At 49.0% G+C, this 26,938-nt stretch carries 25 protein-coding genes, 4 tRNA genes and 2 pseudogenes; 2 read left to right on the forward strand and 29 right to left on the reverse strand.

Annotated features, from left to right (window positions below; genetic code table 11):
• Positions 1–57 precede the first annotated feature (57 nt).
• The 22 genes and pseudogenes from rplA to def all read right to left on the reverse strand — a co-directional run bounded on the left by rplA (position 58) and on the right by def (position 16,675).
• On the reverse strand, positions 58–753 hold the full coding sequence (gene rplA, locus DBY95_RS10220) for a 50S ribosomal protein L1 (protein ID WP_003677918.1): 696 nt from the start codon (positions 751–753) through the stop codon (positions 58–60).
• Entirely contained in the window at positions 753–1,187 is a 435-nt protein-coding gene (gene rplK, locus DBY95_RS10225; protein WP_002220151.1) for a 50S ribosomal protein L11, read from the reverse strand. The genes rplA and rplK overlap by 1 nt, the downstream gene beginning before the upstream one ends.
• A 104-nt stretch (positions 1,188–1,291) precedes the next feature.
• Complete coding sequence (gene nusG / locus DBY95_RS10230; RefSeq protein WP_003680697.1) at positions 1,292–1,825, reverse strand: transcription termination/antitermination protein NusG; 534 nt, start codon at positions 1,823–1,825, stop codon at positions 1,292–1,294.
• A 2-nt stretch (positions 1,826–1,827) separates the two neighbouring features.
• Entirely contained in the window at positions 1,828–2,103 is a 276-nt protein-coding gene (gene secE, locus DBY95_RS10235) for a preprotein translocase subunit SecE (protein WP_070461116.1), read from the reverse strand.
• Positions 2,104–2,234: 131 nt separating this feature from the next.
• A tRNA-Trp gene (locus DBY95_RS10240) sits at positions 2,235–2,310 on the reverse strand.
• A gap of 6 nt (positions 2,311–2,316) precedes the next feature.
• Positions 2,317–3,501 carry an elongation factor Tu gene (gene tuf / locus DBY95_RS10245; RefSeq protein WP_004520187.1) on the reverse strand — a complete coding sequence of 395 codons (1,185 nt, stop codon included), beginning with the start codon at positions 3,499–3,501 and terminating at the stop codon, positions 2,317–2,319.
• A 48-nt stretch (positions 3,502–3,549) separates the two neighbouring features.
• Positions 3,550–3,624, reverse strand: a tRNA-Thr gene (locus DBY95_RS10250).
• A 9-nt stretch (positions 3,625–3,633) separates the two neighbouring features.
• Positions 3,634–3,707, reverse strand: a tRNA-Gly gene (locus tag DBY95_RS10255).
• A 31-nt stretch (positions 3,708–3,738) separates the two neighbouring features.
• Positions 3,739–3,822 (reverse strand) — tRNA-Tyr (locus DBY95_RS10260).
• A 98-nt stretch (positions 3,823–3,920) separates the two neighbouring features.
• Positions 3,921–4,172 carry a YfhL family 4Fe-4S dicluster ferredoxin gene (locus DBY95_RS10265; RefSeq protein WP_003679513.1) on the reverse strand — a complete coding sequence of 84 codons (252 nt, stop codon included), beginning with the start codon at positions 4,170–4,172 and terminating at the stop codon, positions 3,921–3,923.
• 122 nt (positions 4,173–4,294) lie between these two features.
• Positions 4,295–4,867, reverse strand: a complete 573-nt coding sequence (rsmD, locus tag DBY95_RS10270) for a 16S rRNA (guanine(966)-N(2))-methyltransferase RsmD (protein ID WP_107724225.1) — start codon at positions 4,865–4,867, stop codon at positions 4,295–4,297.
• Positions 4,868–5,014: 147 nt separating this feature from the next.
• The gene (gene topA / locus DBY95_RS10275; RefSeq protein ID WP_107724226.1) at positions 5,015–7,321 is read right to left on the reverse strand and encodes a type I DNA topoisomerase; all 2,307 of its coding nucleotides are present in this window, start codon (positions 7,319–7,321) and stop codon (positions 5,015–5,017) included.
• Between the two features lie 74 nt (positions 7,322–7,395).
• Positions 7,396–7,851, reverse strand: coding sequence for a DUF494 family protein (locus tag DBY95_RS10280; RefSeq protein ID WP_003749244.1), 456 nt, complete (start codon positions 7,849–7,851; stop codon positions 7,396–7,398).
• A gap of 24 nt (positions 7,852–7,875) precedes the next feature.
• A pseudogene (locus DBY95_RS10790) lies at positions 7,876–8,031 on the reverse strand (DNA-processing protein DprA); the annotation flags it as partial.
• A 104-nt stretch (positions 8,032–8,135) separates the two neighbouring features.
• Positions 8,136–9,066, reverse strand: a pseudogene (gene dprA / locus DBY95_RS10285) (DNA-processing protein DprA); the annotation flags it as partial.
• Positions 9,067–9,300: 234 nt separating this feature from the next.
• Entirely contained in the window at positions 9,301–10,575 is a 1,275-nt protein-coding gene (locus DBY95_RS10290) for a sigma-54-dependent transcriptional regulator (protein ID WP_107724228.1), read from the reverse strand.
• The gene (locus DBY95_RS10295) at positions 10,562–12,688 is read right to left on the reverse strand and encodes a sensor histidine kinase (RefSeq protein ID WP_107724229.1); all 2,127 of its coding nucleotides are present in this window, start codon (positions 12,686–12,688) and stop codon (positions 10,562–10,564) included. The genes DBY95_RS10290 and DBY95_RS10295 overlap by 14 nt, the downstream gene beginning before the upstream one ends.
• Positions 12,689–12,691: 3 nt before the next feature.
• Positions 12,692–13,285, reverse strand: coding sequence for a DUF4390 domain-containing protein (locus DBY95_RS10300; protein WP_107724230.1), 594 nt, complete (start codon positions 13,283–13,285; stop codon positions 12,692–12,694).
• Complete coding sequence (gene rsmB / locus DBY95_RS10305; protein ID WP_107724231.1) at positions 13,251–14,510, reverse strand: 16S rRNA (cytosine(967)-C(5))-methyltransferase RsmB; 1,260 nt, start codon at positions 14,508–14,510, stop codon at positions 13,251–13,253. The genes DBY95_RS10300 and rsmB overlap by 35 nt, the downstream gene beginning before the upstream one ends.
• A 47-nt stretch (positions 14,511–14,557) precedes the next feature.
• A complete protein-coding gene (locus DBY95_RS10310) occupies positions 14,558–15,076 on the reverse strand; it encodes an O-acetyl-ADP-ribose deacetylase (RefSeq protein ID WP_107724232.1) in 519 nt (172 codons plus the stop codon).
• Between the two features lie 33 nt (positions 15,077–15,109).
• Entirely contained in the window at positions 15,110–16,036 is a 927-nt protein-coding gene (fmt, locus tag DBY95_RS10315) for a methionyl-tRNA formyltransferase (protein WP_107724233.1), read from the reverse strand.
• Between the two features lie 135 nt (positions 16,037–16,171).
• Complete coding sequence (gene def / locus DBY95_RS10320; RefSeq protein ID WP_003678675.1) at positions 16,172–16,675, reverse strand: peptide deformylase; 504 nt, start codon at positions 16,673–16,675, stop codon at positions 16,172–16,174.
• Between the two features lie 234 nt (positions 16,676–16,909).
• On the opposite strand from def, the gene DBY95_RS10325 reads away from it, so the two are divergent.
• Positions 16,910–18,175 carry a LysM peptidoglycan-binding domain-containing protein gene (locus DBY95_RS10325; protein ID WP_107724234.1) on the forward strand — a complete coding sequence of 422 codons (1,266 nt, stop codon included), beginning with the start codon at positions 16,910–16,912 and terminating at the stop codon, positions 18,173–18,175.
• A 255-nt stretch (positions 18,176–18,430) separates the two neighbouring features.
• Here the strand turns inward: DBY95_RS10325 and DBY95_RS10330 are convergent, their stop codons facing one another.
• Together DBY95_RS10330 and pyk are read right to left on the reverse strand one after the other, a co-directional pair.
• Positions 18,431–19,846 (reverse strand): OmpP1/FadL family transporter, encoded by a 1,416-nt coding sequence (locus DBY95_RS10330; protein WP_107724235.1) that lies wholly within the window; start codon positions 19,844–19,846, stop codon positions 18,431–18,433.
• Positions 19,847–20,022: 176 nt separating this feature from the next.
• A complete protein-coding gene (gene pyk, locus DBY95_RS10335; RefSeq protein ID WP_107724236.1) occupies positions 20,023–21,495 on the reverse strand; it encodes a pyruvate kinase in 1,473 nt (490 codons plus the stop codon).
• Positions 21,496–21,708: 213 nt separating this feature from the next.
• Here pyk and DBY95_RS10340 point away from each other — a divergent pair, with 213 nt between their 5' ends.
• A complete protein-coding gene (locus tag DBY95_RS10340) occupies positions 21,709–22,212 on the forward strand; it encodes a hypothetical protein (RefSeq protein WP_049336347.1) in 504 nt (167 codons plus the stop codon).
• 65 nt (positions 22,213–22,277) lie between these two features.
• On the opposite strand, the gene DBY95_RS10770 is transcribed toward DBY95_RS10340, so the two are convergent.
• The 5 genes from DBY95_RS10770 to pyrB form a co-directional block, all read right to left on the reverse strand.
• On the reverse strand, positions 22,278–22,403 hold the full coding sequence (locus DBY95_RS10770; RefSeq protein WP_003684698.1) for a hypothetical protein: 126 nt from the start codon (positions 22,401–22,403) through the stop codon (positions 22,278–22,280).
• A gap of 23 nt (positions 22,404–22,426) precedes the next feature.
• A complete protein-coding gene (locus DBY95_RS10345; RefSeq protein WP_049331270.1) occupies positions 22,427–23,290 on the reverse strand; it encodes a GNAT family N-acetyltransferase in 864 nt (287 codons plus the stop codon).
• 275 nt (positions 23,291–23,565) lie between these two features.
• Positions 23,566–24,231: a hypothetical protein gene (locus DBY95_RS10350; protein ID WP_107724237.1), complete on the reverse strand. Its 666-nt coding sequence runs from the start codon at positions 24,229–24,231 to the stop codon at positions 23,566–23,568.
• A 193-nt stretch (positions 24,232–24,424) separates the two neighbouring features.
• A complete protein-coding gene (gene pyrI / locus DBY95_RS10355) occupies positions 24,425–24,883 on the reverse strand; it encodes an aspartate carbamoyltransferase regulatory subunit (RefSeq protein WP_003684689.1) in 459 nt (152 codons plus the stop codon).
• Between the two features lie 10 nt (positions 24,884–24,893).
• Positions 24,894–25,814, reverse strand: coding sequence for an aspartate carbamoyltransferase (gene pyrB / locus DBY95_RS10360; protein WP_107724238.1), 921 nt, complete (start codon positions 25,812–25,814; stop codon positions 24,894–24,896).
• Between the last annotated feature and the right edge of the window lie 1,124 nt (positions 25,815–26,938).

Below are 26,938 nucleotides of genomic sequence, written 5' to 3' on the forward strand. Positions count from 1 at the left end.
TAATTTTAAGTAGCCCAAATTCAGGCAATCCAAAAAACCGGATCACCTGAAAATTTCTTAGTTGTTCACGCTTGCAGTATCAACGCGAACACCCAAACCCATAGTGCTGGATACAGCAACTTTTTTCAGGTACTGGCCTTTAGCAGCAGCAGGTTTGGCTTTAACGATAGCATCCAGCAACGCATTGAAGTTTTCTTTCAAGTCAGCTTCAGCGAAAGAAGCACGACCGATAGTTGCGTGAACGATACCGGCTTTATCTGTACGGTATTGTACTTGACCTGCTTTTGCATTTTTAACTGCTTCAGCAACGTTAGGAGTAACAGTACCTACTTTAGGGTTTGGCATCAGGCCACGAGGACCCAAGATGGTACCCAATTGACCAACGATACGCATTGCATCAGGAGAAGCAATAACAACGTCAAAGTTCAGGTTACCAGCTTTGATTTCAGCGGCCAGATCTTCAAAACCAACAATATCTGCACCAGCTTCTTTAGCAGCATCTGCATTTGCACCTTGAGTAAACACAGCTACGCGAGTTGTTTTACCGGTACCTTTAGGCAGAACGACTGAACCACGAATAACTTGGTCAGATTTACGAGGATCAACACCCAAGTTGAAAGATACGTCAACAGACTCGTCAAATTTAGCAGTAGCAGCTTTTTTAACCAAAGCAATTGCTTCATCGATTGCGTACAGTTTATTAGCTTCAACAGAAGAGCGAAGAGCTTTCAAGCGTTTAGATACTTTAGCCATTATACAACACCCTCCACATCCAAGCCCATTGAGCGAGCAGAGCCGGCGATAGTACGAACAGCCGCATCCAAGTCAGCAGCAGTCAAATCAGGCTCTTTAGTTTTAGCAATTTCTTCCAACTGAGCGCGGGTCAATTTACCCACTTTGTTAGTCAGAGGATTAGAACTACCTTTTTGCAGACCAGCAGCTTTTTTCAACAAGATAGAAGCTGGTGGGGTTTTCATCACAAATGTGAATGATTTATCTGCAAATGCGGTGATCACGACTGGAATTGGCAAACCAGGTTCCATACCTTGGGTTGCAGCATTAAATGCTTTACAGAATTCCATGATATTTAAACCACGTTGACCCAAAGCAGGACCAACTGGGGGAGATGGATTGGCTTTACCTGCAGGAATTTGCAGTTTGATGTAGCCGATAATTTTCTTTGCCACTTAAGGACTCCTAAAAACGGGTATAACGCGGAACCATTCCGCTTCCCAAACAGAATTTGCGATTATATCCGCTTAAAAAAAAAATTTCAAGCGAATTAAACCACTTAAATCTTTTCAACCTGACCGAACTCTAATTCAACCGGTGTTTCACGACCAAAAATCTGAACTGAAACACGCAGTCTATTACGCTCGTAGTTAACCTCATCAACAATTCCATTGAAATCAGCAAATGGACCTTCATTCACACGAACCTGCTGACCAACCTCAAATTCAACTTTTGGTTTTGGCTTCTCAACACCTGTTTTGGCTTGTTGCAAAATAGCATCTGCATCTTTTTGAGAAATTGGGATTGGACGATTTCCGCTACCACCTACAAAACCATTTACTCGAGGGGTACTCTTAACCAAGTGCCATGAATCATCGGTCATTTCCATTTCAACCAACACATAGCCTGGATAGAATTTACGCTCACTGATGGTTTTTCGGCCATTCTTGATATCTACCACTTCCTCTACAGGAACGAGAATCTGACCGAAATATTCTTCCATGTTTTCACGAGCAATACGCTCTTTCAATGTTTTTTGAACATTTTTCTCGAAACCGGAATAGGCCTGTACCACATACCAACGCTTTGACATCTTTACCCTTTCCTATTTAATAAAACATCAAAAAACAACCATGAAATAATTGTATCTGCCGCATAAATGAAGGCTGCTAAAACTGCAACGAAGATAATCACAAATACAGTCATTTTAACCGCTTCATCACGACTCGGCCAAACTACCTTCTTAAACTCAGTCCAAGAGCTCTTAAAATATGCAAACAGACCTTCTTTCTTTTCAGGAGCCGGCTTATTACTTACCACAACTTCCTTTTTCTGATGGCCTTCTTTGCGTCCAGACGGATGTTCTGTCATCTTTACTCACTTATCAATACCCCACCCGCCTTCATTTTAGATAGCGGTATTGATCCATTAATTAATTCCAAATAATCTTAGAACTTAAGTACAAAAAAATTAACCGGCACAAGGCCGGTTAATTTTTTATTTGGCAGGCCAAGAGGGTCTCGAACCCCCAACCCTCGGTTTTGGAGACCGATACTCTACCAATTGAGCTATTGGCCTCTAAACTTAAGCGATTACAGAAGAAACCACACCCGCACCTACGGTACGACCACCTTCGCGAATCGCAAAGCGCAGACCTTCTTCCATAGCGATAGGCGCAATCAGTTCTACAGTAATGGTTACGTTCTCACCTGGCATTACCATTTCTACGCCTTCTTCCAAAGTAACTGCACCAGTTACGTCAGTAGTACGGAAGTAGAATTGTGGACGGTAGTTAGCAAAGAATGGAGTGTGACGACCACCCTCTTCTTTGCTCAGTACGTATACTTCTGCTTTGAACTTGGTGTGAGGAGTGATCGTACCTGGTTTAGCCAATACTTGACCACGCTCTACGTCTTCACGTTTAGTACCACGCAGCAATACACCTACGTTGTCACCAGCTTGACCTTCGTCCAGCAGTTTGCGGAACATTTCAACACCGGTACAAGTGGTTTTTTGAGTTTCTTTCAGACCTACGATTTCGATCTCGTCACCAACGTGGATGATACCGCGCTCTACACGACCAGTTACTACTGTACCACGGCCAGAGATAGAGAATACGTCTTCGATAGGCAACAAGAAAGGTTTGTCCACAGCACGCTCAGGTGTTGGGATGTAGCTGTCCAAAGCAGCAGCCAATTCGAAGATTTTTTCTTCGTAACCAGCGTCACCTTCCAAAGCTTTCAGTGCAGAACCTTGTACGATTGGGCAGTCATCGCCTGGGAAGTCGTAGCTTGACAACAAGTCACGGATTTCCATTTCAACCAGTTCCAACAACTCGGCATCGTCAACCATGTCGCATTTATTCATGAATACGATGATGTAAGGCACACCTACTTGGCGAGCCAACAGGATGTGTTCGCGAGTTTGTGGCATAGGACCGTCAGCTGCGGAACATACCAAGATCGCGCCGTCCATTTGGGCAGCACCGGTAATCATGTTTTTAACGTAGTCGGCGTGGCCCGGGCAGTCTACGTGTGCGTAGTGACGGGTTTCAGTTTCGTATTCTACGTGTGAGGTATTAATGGTAATACCACGAGCTTTTTCTTCAGGAGCGTTGTCGATTTGGTCGTAAGCTTTTGCAGCGCCACCGAATTTTTTAGCCAAAATAGTAGTCAAAGCAGCAGTCAGAGTGGTTTTACCATGGTCAACGTGACCGATGGTGCCAACGTTTACGTGCGGTTTGCTACGTTCAAATTTTTCCTTAGCCATGGCAATATCCTATAATCTAAGCTTTTAAAAGAAAGGGTAATAATGAGATGGTGCCCATGGGCAGATTTGAACTGCCGACCTCTCCCTTACCAAGGGAGTGCTCTACCCCTGAGCTACATGGGCGAAATTGTTTGGAGCGGGTGAAGGGAATCGAACCCTCACCGTAAGCTTGGAAGGCTTCTGCTCTACCATTGAGCTACACCCGCATACTCACTATTTGCTCCAAGTAAGAATTTTTGGTGGAGGGAGAAGGATTCGAACCTTCGAAGCTCACGCAACAGATTTACAGTCTGCCCCCTTTGACCGCTCGGGAATCCCTCCAAAAGAGAACACTAGTTTATTGGCAACTCAGATTTCCGTCAAGATTTTTTTTCATTTATTTCTTTAAAAATATCCAAGCTTTTGCTTTTAAACACTATTTACTTAAACTGAATGATTTTTTCGTACTTGGCCATCAGTTCTTCGTGCGTTTCAGGATGTTCTTCATCGATCAAGATACAGTCGACAGGACATACCTGTTGGCACTGCGGCTCATCGTAATGGCCCACACATTGCGTACACAAATTTGGATTGATTTCGTAAATTTCTTCACCTTGCGAAATGGCATCATTAGGGCATTCCGGCTCGCACACATCGCAGTTAATGCACTCATCTGTAATAAAGAGCGACATTTCTATTTCCTTTTTTCTTAAATTATCAAAACCGATTGGGCGCGGATTATAGCACAAATGACGTCGGAACAATCCGTTTGAAAGAATGTTTTACACCTTGGGAATGATTCTCAAATTCCATACTATTCAGCAACTTGCAAATAGAGCAACAATTCAAACCTACTCATTCCCGCCTTTCCTTCCCGATAAATTTCCAGCCAATCCGGTTTTTCAGGCAGCTTTCTTGCTTCAATATAGACCATTGCCCCATTTTTCAAGTGGCTTTGCAATCGGATAAACAGATTTTGCCAATCTTCCCATGCAAACGGCGGATCAAGAAATACGACATCAAATTTTTCAGACGGCCTTGCCAGATAAGCCATGCCGTCTGAACACACGATTTCTACTTGTTTCAAACCTAATTCTCGGATATTTTTCTGAAGCGTTTGAACAGTTTGGCGGTGGTTATCGACCATTACCACTTTTGCCGCATTACGAGAAGCAGCCTCCATTCCCAAAGCACCGCTACCGCTGAATAAATCCAATACTGTTTTACCGGTTAAATCCTGACCCAGCCAGTTAAACAATTTTTCACGCACGCTGTCAGGTGTCGGGCGCAGACCATCTGCAGATAAAAATGTTAACTTTCGTCCCCTACATTGTCCGCCAATGATACGTACTTGATTGCTGTGTTTGGAATGTTTGTTGTTTGCCATAATTCTTAAAAAGATGCCGATTTTTCAGACGGCCTCAATTATATAGTGAAACTGCTATCAAACCGTATTCCCCTTTATCTTTTCAATACAAAAAGCCGTCTGAAAATCATTTTTCAAACGGCCTTTTTCTATCCAAGCTTTAACAAATTATTCCTTCGGTGCAGGCGGTTCAATCTGTTCTTTCCAGCCGCATTCTTTTTGCGGGCAGACTTTTTCCACGCCCCAGCGTTTGGTGGTTTTGATGGTCAAAACCGGCCATGCGCATTTTGGACAGGTTTCTGCAATGGGTGGATTCCATGTGGCGTAGTTGCAGTCGGGATAGGTACTGCAACTGTAAAACAGTTTGCCGTAACGGGATTTGCGCTCGACGAGGTTGCCTTTTTTGCATTGCGGGCATTGGACACCGGTATCTTTCGGTTTTTCCAGCGGTTCAACGTGTTTGCATTTCGGATAGTTGGCGCAACCGATGAATTTGCTGCCGGTACGGCTGTATTTGTACACCAGACGACCGCCGCATTTCGGGCATTCGCGTCCGTCAAGTTCGGCTTGTTCTGCTTCCGCTTTGGCGATGCGTTCAGCAGCTTCCTCTGCAGTTTCATTGACATTGCGCGTGTAGCTGCACTCGGGATAACCGGCACACGCGACGAAACGACCCATTTTGCCGAATTTGATTTGCAGTTTGTGTTCGCCGCATTTCGGACAGGTTTCGTCAAGTTCCTGCGTGGTAAATTTGGCGCGTTCGATGCCTTCTTTTTCTTCCACTTGCTTGATGAACGGCTTCCAGAATTTGTCCATCACGGGAATCCATTGGCGTTTGCCGTTGGCAATTTCGTCAAGCTGGTCTTCGAGTTTGGCGGTAAAGTGGTAGTCGACGTATTGGGCGAAGTGTTCGGTCAAGAATTTATTGACGATGTCGCCTGTATCGGTAGGCATGAAGCGTTTTTGCTCAAGGGTAACGTATTCGCGGTCTTTGAGCGTGGAGATGATACTGGCGTAGGTTGAAGGGCGACCAATGCCGTATTCTTCGAGAGCTTTAACCAACGTGGCTTCGTTGTAGCGCGGCGGCGGAGTGGTGAAGTGTTGTTCGCCGTAAAGTTTGTCAACCGGCAATTTATCGCCTTCGCTCATTTCGGGCAGTTTTTTGCTGTCTTCACTCTCTTCGTCGTCACTGCTTTCTTCATACACGCTCAAAAAGCCTGCGAAGGTTTGCACTTGTCCGGTTACGCGGAATACGCCTTTTCCGACGGTAATATCGACGGTGGTTTGGTCGAATTTGGCGGGCGTCATCTGACAGGCAACGGTGCGCTGCCAAATCATTTGGTACAGTTTGAACTGGTCTGCGCTCAAGAAGGGTTTGACGCTTTCGGGCGTGCGGTACACGGAAGTCGGACGGATCGCTTCGTGTGCTTCTTGGGCGTTTTTGGATTTGGTTTTGTACTGCTTGGCGGCACTCGGCAGATATTCTTTGCCGATTTTGTTTTCGATGTAATGGCGGATTTCGGTTAACGCTTCATCAGCCAAATTCACGCTGTCGGTACGCATATAGGTAATCAGACCGATGGCGCCCTGCCCTACGTCTATACCTTCATAAAGCTGTTGGGCGGTACGCATGGTGCGGTCGGTGGTAAAGCCGAGTTTGCGCACAGCATCCTGCTGCATGGTTGATGTCGTAAACGGCGCGGCAGGATTGCGGCTGCGCTTTTTCTTTTCAATGGCGGTAACGACGGCCTCTTTGCCTTCGAGTTCTTTCAACACATCGGCTTGCGCAGCTTCATTCGGCAGGTCGAATTGTTCGAGTTTTGCGCCGTTGTATTGGGCGAGTTTGGCGGTAAACTTACTGCGGCCTTTGTGGCTGTCGAGATGCACCGTCCAATATTCCTGCGCTTCAAACGCGCGGATTTCGTTTTCGCGTTCGCAAATCAGGCGCAAAGCAGGGCTTTGCACACGGCCTGCACTCAAACCGCGGCGGATTTTTTTCCACAATAATGGCGAGAGGTTGAAACCTACAAGATAGTCCAAAGCACGACGGGCTTGTTGCGCATCGACCAAGTCCATTTCGATTTCGCGCGGATGGGCAACCGCATCGAGCACGGCGTTTTTGGTGATTTCGTGAAACACGACACGCTGCGGCTTAATGTTTTTCAAGCCGCGTTTGGATTTGAGGATTTCCAAAAGATGCCAAGAAATGGCTTCGCCTTCCCTATCCGGGTCAGTTGCAAGGTAGATGTTTTCAGCTTCTTTGGCACCGGCAACGATGGCATCAACGTGTTTGCTGTTGCGGCTGATCAATTGGTATTTCATGGCAAAGCCATTGTCGGGATCGACTGCTCCGCTTTTCGGAACCAAATCGCGGACGTGGCCGTAAGACGCCAAGATTTCAAAATCACCGCCCAGATATTTTTTCAGGGTTTTGGCTTTGGACGGGGATTCGACGATTAATAGGTTTTTCGCCATTGTTGTTCTCTTTTGGATGTATTGGATTTATGTTTCAGACGGCCTTTATTATTGAGGCCGTCTGAAAAAAGGTTTTAGTGCATCACGTTTTGTCCGGTCAATGCACTCATCAAGTCGTCGCCTATCAGGACGGGCAACTCGCTCTTGTGCATCCACAACACCAGCAATACCAACACTTTGGCGGTATCGAGGGTAATTTCGTCCGATGGAATATGCATCAGGGCGTGAATGACGATTTCGCGTTGCTCATAAGTAATTGCGTGTTCGGCAACCAGATACTGCATCAAGCCCATGACTTCCTGCGGCAGGTTTTCAGCTTCTTCACGGCAGAATACGCGCAGGGAATCGCTGTTAAACGGCTCGGCATAAAATTCGGACGTATTGAACAAGACTTCCATCATCATCAATGTATTGCCGATTTCCGTAGCGTCAAAACCTGCATCTTCCAGCAGGCGACCCAAATCTTCCGGAGGCGGACAGTTGTCGAAATCTTGGAAGTGTTCGATTAAATAGGCAATGACTTCGGTCATGCTGGTTCCTTAAATATAGATAATTTATGCTTTGATGCGCTGGTAACGGCCGCCCGGCAAAGCGGCGACGATACCGTCAAGTTCGTATTCCAAAAGCTGTGCGTACACGTCTGCCGCTGCCGTATTGGTTTGTTGCGCCAAAATATCGGGATGTATCGGGTCGTAACCCATTGCTTCCAATAAAGCGCTTGTTGATGGGGCGGCAGGTAGGTTTTCAGACGGCCTTTGCGGTTCATCCGCTATTGTTTTTTGTTGCAGATGTTTGGTTTGATCGTTTTTCGGTTTTACCGTCTTATTTATAGAATATGATGGAACAGGCGTATTTTGCAATAGCTGCGGACACTCATGGAGAATATCGTCCAGACATTCCACCAGTTTTGCCCCGTCTTTAATCAGCTTGTGGCAGCCTTTGCTATGCGGATTGTCTATCGACCCGGGCACCGCCATCACTTCGCGCCCCATCTCCGCCGCCAGCTTGGCAGTAATCAATGAGCCGGATTCCAATGCCGCTTCTACCACCAATGTCAGCTGCGATAACGCGGCAATCAGACGGTTGCGACGCGGAAAATTGCCTGCAAACGGACGCGTATCTAAAGGGAACTCGCTGACAATCAATCCCCTTTCAGCAATTTCATAAGCAAGGTTTTTATTGGATGGCGGATAAATGCGGTCTATACCGGTTCCCCAGACGGCAATAGTGCCGCCATCTGCCTGCAATGCGCCCTGATGGGAGGCGGTGTCAATACCCGAAGCCATACCCGATACGACGGGAATGCCTTTTTCACTCAATGCCCTGCCGAAATCTTTGGCAATCCGCATTGCCTGTGGCGTGGCATGGCGGCTGCCGACAATCGCGGCAGAAGGTGTATGCAACAACTCTGCATTGCCGCGTAAAAACAAAACCGGCGGCGCGGTAATTCCTTGTGTCAGCATTTCGGGGAAATCATCATCTTGCAGCAGCAACAGACGGCAACCGTCCTGCATTTCCCATTGTAAAGCGGCTTCGGCAGACCGCTGCGCCACTGCCCGTTTGTCCGCATTGCGCCATGACTCGGCCGCCTGTTTATGGCGTACCAGGGCGGCAATTTTGTCTGCCGGCGCACTCAAGGCAGCTTGTGCGCTACCGAATTGTTGCAACAGCACCAAAAAACTTTCTGCGCCGATATAGGGCGTAAATGCCAATTGCAACCAAGCAAAACGCTCGTTTTCCGTCATCAATCTGTTCCCTTTTCGTAATGGTTTTTCAGACGGCCTGAAGTAAATCAAGGCCGTCTGAAAATTTTATTGATATAAAACTTCTGTCGGCTTAAAAGGCAAAATAACAATGCCTAGCCATATCATTATTTTTATAAAGTATTGCTTGTCTAAGCAAACCGTCAAATGACGATGCCGTCTGAAAAACCTGATGGCTTTCAGACGGCCTCTTTTGTGTTTGAACCGATATTGCGCTTATTCTTCGGATTTGTCGGCGCTGCGGCGCGATACGCTGATACCGAGTTGTTTGAGTTTGCGGTAAAGGTGTGTACGCTCCAAACCGACCTTTTGCGCCACGCGGCTCATATTTTGGCCTTCTTGGGCGATGTGGTACTCAAAGTAGCGGCGCTCGACTTCTTCCCTCAATTCGCGCAAAGGCATATTGAAATTGAAGCCGCCGATGATTTCTGTCGCCGTCGCGTTTTCCTTCTGACCCAAAGCCACGGCAACAGCCTGCTCGTCCACTTCTTTGCCGTCCGATTCCAACATGATGTTTTTCACCGTTTCGGCAAGCTGGTCGTAATTGCCCGGCCAATCGTATTGGCGCAAAACCACCAACGCGCTGTCGCTGAATTTTACCGGCTGGATTTTTTGACTTTCGGCCAAATCAGTCATGATGCGGTTGATTAAAAAGACGATGTCGTCCGGTTGGCTGCGCAAAGAAGGAACATTGATGCGCTCTTTCAACAGCTCTGCCAGTCGGCCGGCAACAACGTCATCGGCGCTCTCACCGCGTTTAAAGCCGCATGAAGCAATCACACGGACATTGTAGCGGTCGGCTTTTTCCAGCAAGAAAGCAATGCCGTTTTGGATATTTTTGCTGTAACGGGCAATATCGCCGACATACAAAATACCGCCTGATGCCTTTTGCAACAGCTCCATCGGCGTATCGACAATGTGTTCGACACGGTCGGTTGCCACCCAAGGCGTACCGCTTTTGTGCAGATAGCGGGCGACAATCTCAAACGGCGAGCCAGCCTCACCGGCCAACAACAGCGGGCGGTTGTGTTTGGCGGCCGCTTCAATACTGCCGTTCATTTCTTGAATGACAGGGCTGTTGCCCAGTTTGTCCAAAGTCATGCCGGAGGCCGTCTGAACTTCGCCATGTTTCAAGGCGCGTTCTACCGCAGACAAGAGTTTTTGCAGGGCAATCGGTTTTTCCAGAAAATCGAGTGCGCCGATTTTGGTGGCTTCAACCGCGGTGTCAATGCTGGCATGGCCGCTCATCATCACCACAGGCATATTGAGTTGGCCGTTTTTCGCCCACTCTTTCAACAAAGTGATGCCGTCGCAATCAGGCATCCAAATGTCCAGCAATACCATGGCCGGACGCGTTTGATAACGCAATTGGCGCGCTTCTTCGGCATTTTCAGCCAAAGTAACGGTATAGCCTTCATCTTGAAGGATTTCGGAGAGCAGGTCGCGGATGCCTACTTCATCATCTACAATCAAAATATCACTGCTTCGCATAAGTTTCTGCCATTTCCGGTAAAGCTATTTTGACACACGCGCCGCCGCTGTTCTGATTGCTCAGGCTGATACGGCCGCCATGCTCCTCGATAATTTTTTTCACAACGGGCAAACCCAGACCCGTTCCTGTCGGTTTGTCGGTAACGTACGGCTCAAAAGCATTGTGCAGCATTTCTTTGCTGAAACTTTTACCGTTGTTGCAGACGGTCAGGAAAACCTGTCCGCCTTCGCGCCCTGTTTCGACGTTTACTTGCGGCGCTTCGTCCGACTCCGCCGCTTCTGCGGCATTCTTAAATAGGTTATGCAACACTTGGCGCATGGCCGTCGTATCGGCGGCAATCGGCAGGGCATCCGTGTTGAGCCGTGCATTAAATTTGCACGCGCCGGCCTCATATAATACCAACACTTCCGACACCAAACCGTTTAAATCTTGTTTTTCTAAATTCAGCGATGGCGCACGCGCATAATTGCGGAATGCTTCGACCATTTCTTTCAGCGCGGCAACCTGTTTGACGATGGTATCGGTTGAACGGCTGAGGATTTGGGCGTCTTGCTCGTCAAGTTTATCATGCAATTTCCATGCCAATCTCTCGGCAGAAAGCTGGATAGGCGTAAGCGGATTGCGGATTTCATGCGCCAAGCGTTTCGCCACTTCGCCCCATGCGGCCTCTTTTTGCGCGCGTATCAAGACGGTAATGTCATCAATCACCATCACCACGCCGTTATCGTTATCCTCCGGCAGGATGGTGGCCTTGCCCAATAAGATTCGGGCATCGTCGGGCGCGGCATATTCGACTTGGACGGGTTTGTCGCTGTCGGCGGTTTCATTAATGGCGGCAAACACATCGGCCAACAGGGTTTGCTGCGGCGATTTGCCGTGCCATTGATGCCAGTTGCTGCCCCACAAAGACACCAGCGAAACGCCCAAAATCTGTTCGGCAGCCTTGTTAAAGGTTTTCAGACGGCCATCGGCATCCAAAGTAATCACGCCTGTGGTCAAACTTTCCAACACGCATTCCAAATAATGGCGGGCGGCTTCTTCGCGCAAACGGTTGCGCTCGTCTGCCTCTTTGGCAATCGCCAATTGCTCGGTCATGTGGTTGAACAATTGGGTCAAACGGCCGAACTCGTCATTGCGGAATACCGGCCGGGTCTGGCTGAAGTCACCCTGAGCCACCGCCCGCGCGCCCTCTGCCAACGACAACACCGGTGCCACAAAACGACGGGCAAAATACAAAGCCATAACCAAAGCCAAAAAGATAGCCAACAATGTCGCGACCAACAGCGTGGACAAGAAAAAGGTTTGCAGGCCTTTTTTGGTATAACTCAGCTCGGCATATTTGGCGCGGGCCGCTTCAATCAACGTCGCGTCTTGGGCAACATCTTTCGGAATCGGCTGCCGGAAAAATAACGCATAATCCTGATTTTTATGCGTACCGATCAGCATCCAGCCTTGAGCATACAGCACGCCGCCAATGTTTTCCAAGCTGCGCACCGAGCCGGTCTGCTCCAGCTGCTCCCATCCTTCTTTGTTAAGCTCGGGTTGATTTAGTTTCAGGGGATTGATGCTTTTCTCGGCTTTATGGGTGGTCGCGTTATAAAGCGCCAGCTGGGCAAAGTCGGCAGTAAGTGCGGATTGGGTCAGCGTTTGCCCCAAGTTGCCGTCCAGCGAAGCGGCGCTGATTAAGTCGATCTGCACCGGCGTGGCGTTGCTGACAGCGTTATCCACCGCCAAGTTCAGCGCGGATTTGCTCAAGTTTAAGCTGCGCTCCAATGCCTCATGGGTATCGTTGCCAAACCAAGAATTAATCGTACCGTTAATAAACTGGGCGGAAATACCGAACAAAAACACGCCCGGCAATACGGCAACCAAGGTAAACATCCCCGACAGCCGACGCGCAATCTGCGAACCGAACACGCTTTTGCTGTTGTCGCGCATCAAAAGCACGACATAGCGCACCAACACCGCTGCCAACACCAGCAACAGCAAACCGCACAAGGCGACAATCCACCAGAAATAATCGGACAATACGTTGCTGCTGCCCGTTGCAACAGTCAGACCGTACAACAAAACAACGGCGAATACGGCGGCAATCAGAAGAAAGCGGCGCATGGTTTACTCCTGCACGACCGACAAGGATTTCCAACCCGAATCCAAATGCCAGTTTTTAGACGTCAGGGCATTGATTTGGAACGGTTTGGGCAGCTTGGCGGTTGTCAGCAGCAGGCGGATTTCAGCCTTCGTGTCTTTGGCGGCCACATCACTCAGCGCGCCTTTGGACAAAACCTTCCAATTCGCAACCGCGCCCACTGCGCGCAAGGCAGTTTCAAGCGTGTCATACTCGGTAGAAAACGTACCGACGGTAACGCGATAGCGGTTGGTCAGTGGATGGAAGGACAATTTGTATTGAATCGTGCTGTCGTTGTTGAGCAGCTGGTCGAACTTGAATTTATAAGACGACATGGACGGCGCTGATAGCTGCCAACTCAAATTGAAATGCAGGGGGACGCCCTGTTTGAGTGCTTCTTTAAGCTGGTCGGGCAGGTCGGTGCGGAAACGGCTGCTGACGGAAAGCTGTCCGGCATGGGTCAGCTTTGCCTCGGCACGGGTCGCACTGATGCCCTCGCTCGCCGCATTCAACGACACGGCGAGCAAGAGCGGTACAATCAGCGTTTTACTGCTTTTTAATAAGCGCGTAATAAAAGCCATCTTGATGTTTGTTCGGTAAAAGCACATGCGATTCGATCAACTCGGCATCGGCATGGCGGTTAAGGAATTTTTGCAACTGACCGTCGTTTTCTTCGACAAAGACCGAGCAGGTAGCCAGCAACATCCTGCCGTTTTTCGTCAGGGTCTGCCACAGCGCGTCTAATAATGCTTCCTGTTGGCGTGCAGTTTTGACGGCATCGGTCGGTCGGCGTAGCCATTTGACATCGGGATTGCGGCGCGCCACACCCGAAGCGGTGCACGGCACATCTGCCAAGACAGCGTCAAAGGCCTTGCCATCATACCACGCTGTCAAGTCCTGCGCATCGGCACAAGTCAAAGAGGCCGTCTGAAAGCCTAAACGGTCAAGATTGCTCTTCACCCTGTTCAGACGGCCCTCGTCTATATCCAAAGCGGTAACATGACAATCTGCCAGTTCCAAGATATGACCCGTCTTACCGCCCGGTGCCGCACAGGCATCGAGGATGCGTTCGCCGTCTTTCGGGTTCAACAAATAGGCAGCACGTTGCGCACCAAAATCCTGCACCGACACCAGGCCGTCTGAAAAACCGGGCAGGCGGTTTACCGGCACGGCTTCTTCCAACATCACGGCGTACTCGTCCAACGCCCTGGCCAGAATACCTTCCGCAGCCAATTTTTCCAAATAACTTTCGGCATTGACGTGTCGACGGTTGACGCGCAAAGTCATCGGCGGATGCGATTGCAGCGCGGTGGTGATGTTGTGCCAATGTTTCGGATAATGGTTTTTCAAGTAAGCCACCCACCACAGCGGCAAATTGTGTTTCGCCACATCGTCTTTTTTGCAGGAAGCCGCGAGCTTGTCGCGTTCACGCAAAAAGCGGCGCAAAATCGCATTGGCAAACGAGCGGAACTGGCCGCGACCGATTTTGGCAATGCTTTCCACCGCTTCATTGACCACGGCATGAGACGCATTGCGCGTGTAATGCAGTTGGTACATCGCCGCCAAAAGCAGGCTTTCAAGCTGCGGATTGTCAATCGGCTTCTTCAACATTTGACCAAGCATGTGCTTCAAACTGCCCAAATAACGTTGGCAACCGTAGGCAATATCCTGCAACGCGCCGTTTTCCTGCGCCGTCAGCTGCGGATGCGCCGCGCGGATTTCCGCCAAGACATCCTGAAGATTGCGCCCTTCGGCAACCGCGGCAACGCTGTCGGCGGCCAGTTTTTGGGCGAGGGACATACTCATATTTTTGCTTTCTGATTCATAATTTGATTTCAAGTGTTCGGCGGATTTCAGACGGCCTGTTCGGCAGCCAGCAATGCCCGATAATATTCGGCATCTGTTTTGGAAAAACAGCAAAAGATGATTTTTTCCACTGCCGGACAGTGCGGCAGGGTTTGCTTCAAACTCTCCAAAGCGATACGCGCGGCGGCTTCGGCCGGGAAGCGGTACACACCGGTGCTGAGGCACGGAAAGGCGATGCTGTGAAGATCGTGTTTCTGGGCAAGCAGCAAAGAATTGGCATAGGATTGTGCCAATTTGGCCTCTTCATTTTGTTTTCCGCCAAACCATACCGGCCCGACCGTATGAATGACAAAACGCGCAGGCAAACGGTAGCCTTTGGTTATTTTGGCTTCGCCCGTGCGGCAACCGCCCAAAGTTCGGCACTCGTCCAGCAGCTCTTTGCCCGCGACGCGGTGTATCGCACCGTCCACGCCGCCACCGCCCAGCAGCGATGAATTGGCAGCATTGACAATCGCATCGACTGCCAATCGGGTAATATCACTCTCGACCACTTCAAAAACAGCCATTGTTTTCTTTCCTCTGTGTTGGTTTCCAGCCTGTTACAAAACCGTTCCGACTTCAATCGTTCTGCCTGCCGCAAATGCCTGTATGCTCATGCGTTTGCTACCGGAAGGCTGCAATTCGGTAATGTTCAGCGCATTTTCACCGCACGCCACCAGCAGGCCGTCTGAAGTGCAGGACAATACTTCGCCAGCCTTACCCTGTTTGGACACTACCTCGGCACGCCAGATTTTCAGCGGTTTGCCTTGATACTCGACCCACGCGGCAGGTACAGGGTTGAAAGCACGGATTTTGCGCTCAATCACAGTCGCGCTTTCATTCCAATCGATACGCGCCTCTTCTTTGCTTAATTTTTGGGCGTAGGTAACGCCTTCTTCAGGCTGTTTGACCGCGTTCAGACGGCCTTCCGCCTGCAAACGCTGCAAGTCGGCCACAATCGCTTCCGCACCCAAACCCATCAGCGCATCATGCACTTCGTTGGCAGTATCCGTAGGTTGAATGGCGTAGCGATGTTCGCTGACCACATCGCCAGTGTCCAAGCCGATGTCCATCTGCATGATGCACACGCCAGTTTCGGCGTCGCCGGCTTCAATCGCACGTTGAATCGGTGCTGCGCCGCGCCAACGGGGCAACAGCGATGCGTGGATATTGAGGCAGCCGTGTTTGGGCGTATCCAACACATCCTGCGGCAAAATCAAGCCATACGCGGCCACTACCATCACATCTGCGCCCGTATCTTTGAGCATTTGCAGGGCTTCGGCGTTATTACGCAACTTTTCCGGCTGCGCCACAGTCAAACCCAATTCCAAGGCAGCCTGTTTGACCGGCGATGCGGTCAACTGCATGCCGCGGCCTTTGGGGCGGTCGGGCTGGGTCAACACCAGCGGAATTTCAAAACCTGCGGCGGCGATGGCTTTCAAGGCGGCGGCGGCAAAATCGGGCGTACCGGCAAAGATGACTTTCATGTTGTGTCCTTGTGGAAATGGTTTGAATGGGCGCGTTGGGCAAACTGTTTCAGCTGAAAAGGCCGTCTGAAAGATTGAAAACCGAAGTCTGCCTTCTGTTTTGTCTTTTCAGACGGCCTTTAAGCGATGCGCAGGTCAGATGGTGTGTTTCTGACGTTTTTTCAGTTTGGTTTTGATGCGGCCTTGTTTCAGCTGCGACAAGTGTTCGACAAACACGATGCCCATCAGGTGGTCCAATTCGTGCTGCACGCAGATTGCCAGCAGGCCGTCTGCTTCCAGTGTGAATTTCTCGCCTTTTTCGTTCAAGGCTTCAACTTTGACGCGCTCGGCACGAGTCACGGTATCGTAAATGCCCGGCACGGACAGGCAGCCTTCTTCGTAAGTCGTCTCGCCGTCTTTTTCGACAATGACGGGATTGATAAACACGCGCGGCTCGCTGCGGTCTTCGGTCAAATCCATCACGACGATGCGCTCGTGTACGTCGACCTGGGTGGCCGCCAAGCCGATACCGCGTGCTTCGTACATGGTTTCAAACATATCGGCAACCAATGTCTGGATGCGCTCGTCGATTTTTTCAACAGGTTTGGCGACCGTATGCAAACGCTCGTCAGGGTATTGGAGGATGTTCAGTAAAGCCATAATATTCTCGTTTTATAAAGCTGATGTGTGATTTTCATACAGATTTGGTTTCCGCCGCCACAATCTCCTGTCATGACAGCAACATTCAATGCTAAAATAACGCCGAAAAATGTTAAGATAGCGCGACGGAGGCCGTTCGTTATCGTATTGATGAATGGGCGGCAGTTTCGCAAACTCCAGCCTTCTCTGTTTATCATCTGAAGACAAACCGAATCGATTTCAAGGGGAACGGTTATGCAACAACGTATTATAACCCTGCTTTGCATAGCAGGCATGGCTATTTCTGCCCACACTCAGGCAGCTTCTTTAAAAATCCGCCCCAATGCGCCGCAACGCTACGTCGTTAAAAACGGCGATACCTTGTGGGGTATTTCCGGTAAATATCTGTACAGCCCATGGCAATGGAACCGCCTTTGGGGCGCCAATCGCAACGCCATCCGCAATCCGCATCTGATCTATCCGGGTCAGGTGTTGGTTTTACGCTACGTCAACGGCCAGCCACGACTGGGTTTTGAACATGCCCAAACCCGTTCAGACGGCATTCCCGTGATCAAACTGCATCCGCGCGTACGCGAAACTTCCGGCTACGGCATTCCGACTGTCAACGTCAATCTCTACCGCATGTTCATGAAACATCCGCAGATTATCGCTCCAGAAGAAACCGCCAACGCGCCGCGCCTGATTGCCGGCCCCGACAACCGCGTCCTCTACACCCAAGGCAACCGCGTGTACGCATACGGCCTGACCGAACCCGGCCGCTACCTGACCTACCGCGTCAATAAAAACATCACCGATCCGGAAACCGGCAAATTCCTCGGTCAAGAAGTCGTGTTCAGCGGCATCGCCAACACGCTGCCTTACACCGACTCCGCATTGGAACACCGTACCCGCGCTTCTGACGAAAAACTCAAAAGCAACGAGTATTACACCCAAGTCAACAAAGCCATGAAGCTGCGCACCCAGTCCGCGCAACCTTTGGTTATCGAAGAAGCCGTTTCCGAAATCCGCAAAGACGACTATCTGCTGAAACTGCCCGAAGGCCTCGACAGCTTCAATGTGATGCCTCACGCCCCTGCCCGTCCAATTCAGGCCAAAGTCGTTTCCATCTTCGACGGCGTGGGCGAAGCCGGCCAGTTCCAAACCATTACTTTGGATAAAGGCGAACTCGACGGCCTGGACAAAGGCACGGTGGTCAGCCTCTACAAACGCGGCCGCCAAGTCCGTGTCAATCTGTCCAACAACCTGATTCGCAAGCCGAAAGACAAAGATACGGTTGAATTGGTTTCCATTCCGGCAGAAGAAATCGGTTTGGCAATGGTATACCGCACATCCGACCATCTGGCCTCCGCCATTATTTTGGAAAGCCTGAACAGCGTTTCCATCGGCGATACCGCTTCCGAACCCGGCCGCGATTTGGACAATATGGCTGATGAAAAAACCATGGACAAACCGGCTGAAGACGAACAAGAAAGAGAAATCGAACTGGAAGTCCGCAGCTGATTGGGCTTTTTTAGCACCATCCGGCAAATAAAGAAATCTGTAACATATTGTTTAAAGCGCAAACAACATCTCATTTCTCCAGCTATTTATCGGCTGTCCCCCTTTTCTATTGTCTTGCCGTTCTGCCATTCCAATCAGCAATATGGAAAGTCCGGCACGCTATTTATTGCTTATTGATTGCTCCATCTGTTCCTACCAATCAAAAAGGCCGTCTGAAATCTTCAGACGGCCTTTTTATCCACAACTCAAATCCGATTATTTGAATTTGTAAGTGTATTGCAAGCCCAAGATGTCCGCTTTGTTTTTGAAGCGGGCAGAAGATGCACCGCGGCTGTCCACGTCGTTGCCGCTGGCTTTGCCGGTGCGGTAAACCGTGTCATTGATGTGAATATGGCTGTACGCCGCATCGATAACATGGTTTTTACCCAGTTGATATTTGGCACCGACGGAGAACCAGATACGGTTGCCGTCAGGCAGGCTGTTCATGCGGTCCTCGGCGCTTTTAACCGGTGATTTGTCGAAAGCGATACCGGCACGCAGTTGCAATGGTTCGGTAACTTGATAAGAGCCGCCGAATGCAACTTTATAAGTGTTGCGCCAGTTAGGCGTGATGACAGTACGATCAGATTGGCCGTTGACAACTTTTTTGGTGTTTTCAAACACCAGCTCGGCTTTGTTGAAGCGGCTGTGGCGCGTCCAAGTCACATCGCCGAACAGGTTGGTTTTGTCGGTGGCGCGGTACATACCGTGAACAGACAAAGACTCAGGCGTTACGATTTTGACGCTGGCTTTTTCGTTCGGCACATAACCGCGTGCAGCCATTGCACCCAAATCCCAAGCGCGTTTTGCATATGCGCCGTCCGCTTCCCAATCGGCAGTGCCTTTCAGCGTATGCGATACTTTGGAACGATAGTTCACACCCACGCGTGCGCGCTCGTTGATGTCCCACATCCACGCCAATTGATAGCCAAAGCCCCAATCGTGGCCTTTTACATCGGCATGACCGTCAGCTTTGCCAGTCGCATCGACAGCAACGGGACGGCCTGCTTGACGGGAAGCCAAGCCGCTGGCCAACTGGCTGATGGCGCCGGAAGCGTCCCAGTCGGAGTATTTGCGCAATTCGGCTTTGGAATATTGGGCAATCAAACCAGCACCGACGGCGTGTTGCTCATTCAGTTTCCACGCGACTACCGGCTCGATGGCGATGGTGGTCAAACCCAGTTTGTTGATGTTGTGGCGCAAGACGGAATCTTTTTCGTATTCGGTTGCCGAACCGAAAGGAACGTACACGCCCAAACCCAAAGTTACATCGTCGCTGGCTTTGTACGCGCCATAGATGTGTGGAGCAACGGTGGTTTCGGTAATTTTGCCGCTGGTCGAGCCGCTGACATCGGCACCCGTGCGGAAGTGTTTTGCAGATTCTGCCTCATAATGAATGCTTGGGAAAACGATATTGGCGTTGACGGAAATTTGGCTGCTGTCGATTTTGCTCAAACCGGCCGGGTTGTAGAAAATAGTTGAGGCATCGGCGGCTTCGGCGGCGGCAGCGTTGGCCGTGCCTTGTGCGTTAACGGATTGTGTGCCGAAATGGTAGCCGGAGGCTTGGACGGCGGTAGATAACAGTGTTGCGCTTAAAATAAATGCTGTTTTTTTCAGATTGAAATGAATCATTTTGGTTTACCGTGAAAGTAGCGGACAAAGAAAAAGGCCGTCTGAAACGTCCTTTATTGATTTAGTATAGGCACTCAATTCTATACTACATCATTATTTTTGCCTAATCTTTTCTTTTTTTACACAAAAAAAGCAGGCTGAAACAGCCTGCTTTTCCAATCATTGGATCACTGCAATTATTTAACCTGCAACACTTCCAGCGTATTGGTCGAACCGGATTCGCGCATTTGCGAACCGCTGGTGATGATGTATTGGTCGCCGCTTTGGAGGATTTTGTGTTCTACCAGCATGGCTTCCACTTCGTTCAGCGCGGTATCGTGATCGGTACTGGTTGCCAAAATCAACGGACGTACACCGCGGTACATCGCCATGCGGCGTTGCGCTGAAACACTCGGCGTCAGGGCAAAAATCGGCAGGGTGATGTTGTGGCGGCTGACTTCGAAGGCGGTCGAACCGCTTTCAGTCAGGGCAACGATGGCTTTGGCGTGAACTGCTCGCGCCACGCTGACCGCACCGCCGGCAATCGCCAAGTTGGTGCTGACGGCTTCGGGATACTCGACCTGTTCGGCAACGCCGTTGAGCGAATCTTGTTCTTTTTCCGCAGCCGCACAAATAATCGCCATTTGGCTGACGGTTTCAAACGGATACGCGCCGACGGCGGTTTCGGCGGAACACATCACCGCATCGGTACCGTCCAATACTGCGTTGGCCACGTCGCTGACTTCCGCGCGGGTCGGTACAGGGTTGGTAATCATGGATTCCATCATTTGAGTTGCGGTAATGCTGAAGCGGCGCAACTCGCGGGCGCGGCGGATCATGCGTTTTTGCAGGGCGGGGACGGCTGCGTGTCCGACTTCGACCGCCAAGTCACCGCGGGCAACCATAATACCGTCGCTGGCAAGGATGATTTCGTCCAGGTTTTCAATGGCTTCTACGCGCTCGATTTTGGAAACCAAACCGGGGCGTACGGCTGTACTGCCTTTCATTTCTTCTTCGACTTTGGCGCGTGCGATGTGCAAATCTTCGGCAGATTTCACAAAGCTGATGGCCAAGTAGTCGCAACCGATGGCAATCGCGGTTTTCAAGTCGCGGAAGTCTTTTTCGGTCAACGCACCGGCAGACAGACCGCCGCCGCGTTTATTGATACCTTTGTTACTTTTCAGCACATGGCTGTTTTCTACTCTTGTAATAATCTTACTTCCTTCAACCGCTTCAACGGTCAAAGTCAACAGGCCGTCGTCCAGCCACAAAACATCGCCGGCAACGACGTCATTCGGCAAATCGCGGTAGTCCAAACCCACCGCTTCGCGTGTGCCTTCGCCTTCAAGTGCGGCATCCAAAATCAAGGTTTCACCCTTATTCAGCTCGATGCTGCCACCTGCAATTTTGCCCACGCGGATTTTAGGACCTTGCAAGTCGGCAAGAATGGCGATTTCCTGACCCGAACGTTTCGCGGCTTCGCGTACGATACGGGCATTTTCTTCATGAAACTCCGGCGTACCGTGGCTGAAATTGAAACGGACGACATTAAGGCCGCCGACACGGATCATGTCTTCCAACAATTGTACATTGTTGCTGCCCGGACCCAGTGTGGCAACAATTTTGGTATTGTGGCTGATACGGGTTAAATCACGTTGCAATTGGCTCATGTAAACGTCCTTTCCTGTTGATTTCACGTTTGATAATGAAGAAGATTGTACTCTTAATGCAATAATGTTGGCGTAAAATTACATCATTTTCTGACTTAAACTAAATTTATTTTTGCATTAACCTACTTTCCTATCGGATACAATACACTCTCACGTCGTCATTTTTGATTTTCAGACGGCCTCCCTCATACTAATAGAATACTCAACTGATCCATGAAACGTTTTTTGACTCCACTACCCATCGGCATCGTTTTGGCCGACCTGATCTACGGTTTCGTACTCAATGTCATGCAAGGCTTAAATTTGCAACAAACCGCCGCCAACCAGTCCGGTACAATTTCCGTTACGCCCGACATTGCCTTCAACAGCCTGCAAATCGTCGCCAACGGCGGCATGGTCTGCATTATCGGCTTCGGTTTGATTGTCTTGTTCCAACTCAACCGAGCTGTATTACGCCAACAAATCCTGCCCATCGGCATTTTCCGAACTCTCGGCCTGTTGGCTGTTTTGGCATTCAGCATTTCTTCTTTATGGGAATGGTTGCATGCCGCTTTGTCGCTGCTTTCCGGGCACAATGTTTTAAACTTCAGCAACCCGCGTTATCTGGTTACCGCAGCCTGTATGCCCATCATCGCTTTCTTGTGCATCTTGCGCCTGTACAATTGGTATCGCCTGCATCGGACTGTTGCCGCTGACGACACCTCCACGACCCTCTAATCAAGCTGCAAAAAGGCCGTCTGAAACAGGAAAACCTATTTCAGACGGCCTTGTCATTATATATCTCAACGTTGATGGCTGGTTTCTACACCGGCCTTAATCTCACCATACATTTGCGAGCTGCCTCCGCTGCCTGATGCGCAGGCCGCCAAGCTCAGTGTCAAAACAGCCGCGGTCAAAATCTTCAACATTGATTTCTCTCTTTCCACAAAAATTATTTCGGATCGCAACGGAAATGGTAGGCACAAATTTCAAATCCGTTTTTGAAGTAGAGACGATGAGCATCTGCTCGGTCATGGTTCACATGGACATTCAGATGGATTTTGGTCGCACCCGTTTCCGCACCGATTTTACGTACTTCTTCCAACAAGCGTGAAGCATAACCTTTTTGGCGGCATTGCGGCATGGTTACGAGATCATCAATATGGATATGGTAACCACTGGCCAAGTTATGTGCAGTATGGAAACCGCATACGGCCACGGCATTTTGTTTGCCTTCTTCAAAAATACCCAGCAGACGGTAGCCGGTTTTGCGTTGATGCTCGTTGATTTGTTCGACGAAACGGTGAATATCGGTCAAAGAAGAACGCAAAATACTCAGTGCCGCAAAAGCGGTTGCAGTTTCTTCCGGCGGAATTTCACGCAATACGCCGACCACAGGCGCGGCAGCTTGAGGCTCAGGCTGCGCATTGGCCGCTTCCGCACGCTCGGCGGCATGTTTTTCTTCAATCGCCTGCGCCAACAAAACACGCTCGACCGGCACTTCGCCCTGCTGTTTGCTCTCTTGCTCTTTAAGCAAGGCTTTGCAGTCAATCACGCGTAAATCATTATCCGCCGCAAAGTCCATCAAGAAACGGAACATTTGCGGATTGTCTTCTTCCAACTTTTTATCGACCGCTACACAACGGACATTATCCACCAAAATAGGGCGCACCCAATTCGAATAGGAAAGGCGGTTGTCTTTAGTAAAGGAAGACAAAATACCGCACAGGCGCTCCGCCCAGTCGCTTGGTCGGAAAATCTTGCCTTTGCTGGTCGTACCATGGATCACAACTTCATAAGGATTACACACTAACATAAGCAGCTTCCTGAGAGTAAATGGCTGAAGGAATATTTCGCCAGTGCCAACATCAGAAAAAGTTCCGATACATAGCAACAGATTATTGAAAAAATATCAGTAAGGTTTTGAAATACGACAATGATGAGACGGCTTGCCGATCCTGACAATCCGTTTCGAATTCTTTGATTATTATACCCGATACGCCTCTTTTTCTTCAAAAATCATTTGAAAAATAACAACAGGCCGTCTCAAACCAAGTATTTCGGTTTCAGACGGCCTGCATATTTTGTATATCAATACAACAATTTCTTGCGGGGCTTTTGCTCGCTACTGGATCTAATTTCCGACAGATTGAAATTCAGTATGCTCAAATCCAAGACGCTTTCAGAAGTGCATTGATCACCAAAAGCATTTTCATAAGTGGCCTTCAGTTTCAATACTCCGCCGAATGTTTGGTCCGGCAATTCGGCAGCCAGCGCCAACATGCTTGCAAACACGCCGCCATACAATTCTCCCGATGCCAGCATATCCACGCCGCCGGAAAACATCTCCAAGCGCATAACCGCATCGGCAACCAGCTTGCTCGGCAAGTGATCCGGCAAAGCCTCAGCCTCAAAACGCACATTCTTCGCCAAGCCCTTACCGCTATTGCGGACAACCAAAACCAATAAATCCGTTTGACCGTCAGAACGCTGCAACGTCGCATGCAAAACAGGATGAATGCTCTCTTTTTGAATCAGCTGCTCACGGTGCAACATCTTGCTTTTTGCTTTGGATCGCGCAGAGACGACAGCCCAAATCAACCAAACCAATGCAACGGCAGAAATGGCAGTGACCAAAAGGGGAAGGTTGGTCAAATAGGCTTGCTGATTAAACCAAACTTGTGCTGCCAAAAATCCGGCAAAGAAAATCAAAACGTATAAAATTGGGGCAAACCGGCTTTGTATGGATGAGTGCATAAGTTTTCCTACATTTCGTATCATGTTATTAAAAAATAATGCCTTTCGGGCGAATAATGTCATCAACCCGGAAGGCATTATTTTAACGTAATTTTAACGCAATTTGCTTAATATCTTGCTTTTTATGAAACTAATGTATCAAGCAGACAACTCAAACCGTATAGCCGTATTTTCAGACGGCCTGAGATTTTTATCAGGCTTCGGCAACCGAATCACGCGAGAAGGTTTTTTCGCAATAATGGCATTTCAAACGCGTCTGACCATTATGTGAACGGACATAAAAACGGCTGATGACCGGCTCTCCATGACTGGCACAATTGGTATTCGGGCAGCGGAATACTTCCGAAATTTCGTCCGGCAATGACAAATGCTGTTTGTCGATCACTTTAAACTGATCAATTTTGTTTACCACTGCTTCAGGAGCAAATAAAGCCAAACGGTTGGCCGCATTGGCATCCAACCATACGCCGCTGACTTTGATAATGTCTTTGCTTCCCTGCGTTTTGCTGGGCAAATTAAAGCCGACCGTAACCGCACTGCCATAATGCAGCAACTTAAACTGCCTCAAAATGGCCAAGCCTTTACCGGCAGGAATATGGTCAATCACCGTACCTTGTTCAATCGCTTCAACGCTGAGTTTTGAGTTTTCCATCTTTCGCTCCTTAAACTTCTTCGTTCAATACCAAAGACAAAATCGCCATCCGTGCATACACGCCGTTGGTTGCCTGTTCAAAATAATAGGCATGAGGTGTTTTATCCACATCCGGATGAATTTCATCTACCCTCGGTAAAGGATGCAAGACGCGCAAATTGGGTTTGGCGTTTGCCAACATTGACGCATCAAGATTGAATTTACCCTGGATTTTGACAAATTCCTGCTCATCAAAACGTTCGCGCTGAACGCGGGTCATGTACAAAATATCCGCCCATTCGACCGCTTCTTCCAAGCCGGGTAAAATTTGATAAGGGCAACGGGCCTCTTCCAGCTCTTCAGTGATATAGTCCGGCATCGCCAAGCTGGGAGGGGAAACAAACGCAAATTCACAACCCCAACGCTTCAATGCCTGACATAATGAATGTACCGTACGGCCATATTTCAAATCACCGGCCATCGCAATCTTCAAATTGCTCAAACTGCCCTGCGTTTCATAAATCGTTACCAAATCCAAAAGTGTCTGGCTCGGATGTTGGTTGGTACCATCGCCGGCATTAATCACGGGCACGCTCGAAAACTCGGCCGCCACACGGGCCGCACCGTCTTTCGGGTGTCGCTGAATAATCGCATCCGTATAGCTGGAAATAATCCTCGCTGTATCCGCAAGCGTTTCACCCTTTTTCGCACTGGTATTCGCGCCATCGGAAAAACCGATAACTTTCCCACCCAAACGCTGTACCGCAGTTTCAAAAGACAAACGCGTACGGGTAGAGGGTTCAAAAAAGCACGAACCAATTAATTTACCCTCAAGCAAATCTTCACGAGGCTGCTTTTTCAACTTCAAGGCCGTCTGAAGCAACAATTCGAGCTGCTCTGTCGTCAAATCTGAAATTGAAATAATATGTTGCCGATAAAGCGGATTAGGCATGACCATTCCTTCCCATAAAAAAACCCGCAAAGCGGGCGTTTCAAGCAAACCGATTTCATCGTTGTCCGGCATGATTCCCACCGGACAGTCTCAACCATGTTTCTACCACACCCATGAAATCTTCCGCATTATCGCATATTTAACAGACGGCTGCTTCTTTCAAGTTTTCAGACGGTCTGAGACCTTTGCAAAAAATCCTTCATCCCCAACAGCCAAAAATCAAACACAGGGACTTGACAGCTCCCTTTTATCTTCCCAATGCTCGCATCTTGTAGGAGCAAACAAGCGCAAGTAAGCTGTTAACCACTTCAACGATTCAAACATATCGCTTTCGAATAGCGTTGCACACCCATGTTGCCTAAAGCAAATTAGGTTCACAGCCTGATTTACAATGAAATGTAACAAAGCTTTGTTCAACTGCATAACGGGTTTTTCAACAAATATTCGGTTGTGTTTGATTTGCGTTTTCGTCAATGAGTTATTGCAAAGGGCTTTTCAATAATGCAGGTCTATAGCTGATGTTTTTCTAGGTGCTATCTATTTTTCTGCCGTAGCCTTTGATCGAACCTTTTGTCATACTTTATCTCGTGGACATTGATGGAGTGATGTGCAGTTTCTCAATATAGCCTTTCAAAATAGATACAGATATATGTTTGCCGTATCAACCAGCTTTTTACCCTGCAGACAATGCTATCTTTGCTTGGTGTAATTTTTCTTCAGCCTTATCTTTCATTGTCCTTACCCATGACCGAAACTATTGATCTCGGGCCGTCTGAATAATGTTGCATAAATGACTTAAACTACAGCTTTCTCTACTTTTAAAATTTTCCGCTTAATTTACAGTTAATCAGTTCCAATAGTTCTGATCAAGGCATTACCTTTCGCCGACTGGTTGCAGTGTCAGCATAAGGTTCTGGATTTGAAATATTTAGTTCGTCAAAATAATAAAACGGGTTAAGACAATAATGCAGTACTCGAGGTTGAGATCAGCTTACCCAAAGGACGTGCCTGTGCACGTCCTTTTTACTTTCTTATCTCCTTTCCACTCTATTGTCACCCCATAAAAGGCTTACACTCCGCATCATTGCCCCTAAATATCTCCTCACCGTCCGTACAGCTGCCCT

It is taken from the genome of Neisseria subflava, assembly GCF_003044935.1.
Lineage (GTDB): Bacteria > Pseudomonadota > Gammaproteobacteria > Burkholderiales > Neisseriaceae > Neisseria > Neisseria subflava_E.

Coding starts and splice junctions, on each gene's coding strand:
- rplA (WP_003677918.1), bottom strand. CDS start 753: ATGGCTAAAGTATCTAAACGCTTGAAAGCTCTTCGCTCTTCTGTTGAA.
- nusG (WP_003680697.1), bottom strand. CDS start 1,825: ATGTCAAAGCGTTGGTATGTGGTACAGGCCTATTCCGGTTTCGAGAAA.
- secE (WP_070461116.1), bottom strand. CDS start 2,103: ATGACAGAACATCCGTCTGGACGCAAAGAAGGCCATCAGAAAAAGGAA.
- tuf (WP_004520187.1), bottom strand. CDS start 3,501: ATGGCTAAGGAAAAATTTGAACGTAGCAAACCGCACGTAAACGTTGGC.
- DBY95_RS10265 (WP_003679513.1), bottom strand. CDS start 4,172: ATGTCGCTCTTTATTACAGATGAGTGCATTAACTGCGATGTGTGCGAG.
- rsmD (WP_107724225.1), bottom strand. CDS start 4,867: ATGGCAAACAACAAACATTCCAAACACAGCAATCAAGTACGTATCATT.
- topA (WP_107724226.1), bottom strand. CDS start 7,321: ATGGCGAAAAACCTATTAATCGTCGAATCCCCGTCCAAAGCCAAAACC.
- DBY95_RS10280 (WP_003749244.1), bottom strand. CDS start 7,851: ATGACCGAAGTCATTGCCTATTTAATCGAACACTTCCAAGATTTCGAC.
- DBY95_RS10290 (WP_107724228.1), bottom strand. CDS start 10,575: ATGCGAAGCAGTGATATTTTGATTGTAGATGATGAAGTAGGCATCCGC.
- DBY95_RS10295 (WP_107724229.1), bottom strand. CDS start 12,688: ATGCGCCGCTTTCTTCTGATTGCCGCCGTATTCGCCGTTGTTTTGTTG.
- DBY95_RS10300 (WP_107724230.1), bottom strand. CDS start 13,285: ATGGCTTTTATTACGCGCTTATTAAAAAGCAGTAAAACGCTGATTGTA.
- rsmB (WP_107724231.1), bottom strand. CDS start 14,510: ATGAGTATGTCCCTCGCCCAAAAACTGGCCGCCGACAGCGTTGCCGCG.
- DBY95_RS10310 (WP_107724232.1), bottom strand. CDS start 15,076: ATGGCTGTTTTTGAAGTGGTCGAGAGTGATATTACCCGATTGGCAGTC.
- fmt (WP_107724233.1), bottom strand. CDS start 16,036: ATGAAAGTCATCTTTGCCGGTACGCCCGATTTTGCCGCCGCCGCCTTG.
- def (WP_003678675.1), bottom strand. CDS start 16,675: ATGGCTTTACTGAACATCCTCCAATACCCTGACGAGCGTTTGCATACG.
- DBY95_RS10325 (WP_107724234.1), top strand. CDS start 16,910: ATGCAACAACGTATTATAACCCTGCTTTGCATAGCAGGCATGGCTATT.
- DBY95_RS10330 (WP_107724235.1), bottom strand. CDS start 19,846: ATGATTCATTTCAATCTGAAAAAAACAGCATTTATTTTAAGCGCAACA.
- pyk (WP_107724236.1), bottom strand. CDS start 21,495: ATGAGCCAATTGCAACGTGATTTAACCCGTATCAGCCACAATACCAAA.
- DBY95_RS10340 (WP_049336347.1), top strand. CDS start 21,709: ATGAAACGTTTTTTGACTCCACTACCCATCGGCATCGTTTTGGCCGAC.
- DBY95_RS10770 (WP_003684698.1), bottom strand. CDS start 22,403: ATGTTGAAGATTTTGACCGCGGCTGTTTTGACACTGAGCTTGGCGGCC.
- DBY95_RS10345 (WP_049331270.1), bottom strand. CDS start 23,290: ATGTTAGTGTGTAATCCTTATGAAGTTGTGATCCATGGTACGACCAGC.
- DBY95_RS10350 (WP_107724237.1), bottom strand. CDS start 24,231: ATGCACTCATCCATACAAAGCCGGTTTGCCCCAATTTTATACGTTTTG.
- pyrI (WP_003684689.1), bottom strand. CDS start 24,883: ATGGAAAACTCAAAACTCAGCGTTGAAGCGATTGAACAAGGTACGGTG.
- pyrB (WP_107724238.1), bottom strand. CDS start 25,814: ATGCCTAATCCGCTTTATCGGCAACATATTATTTCAATTTCAGATTTG.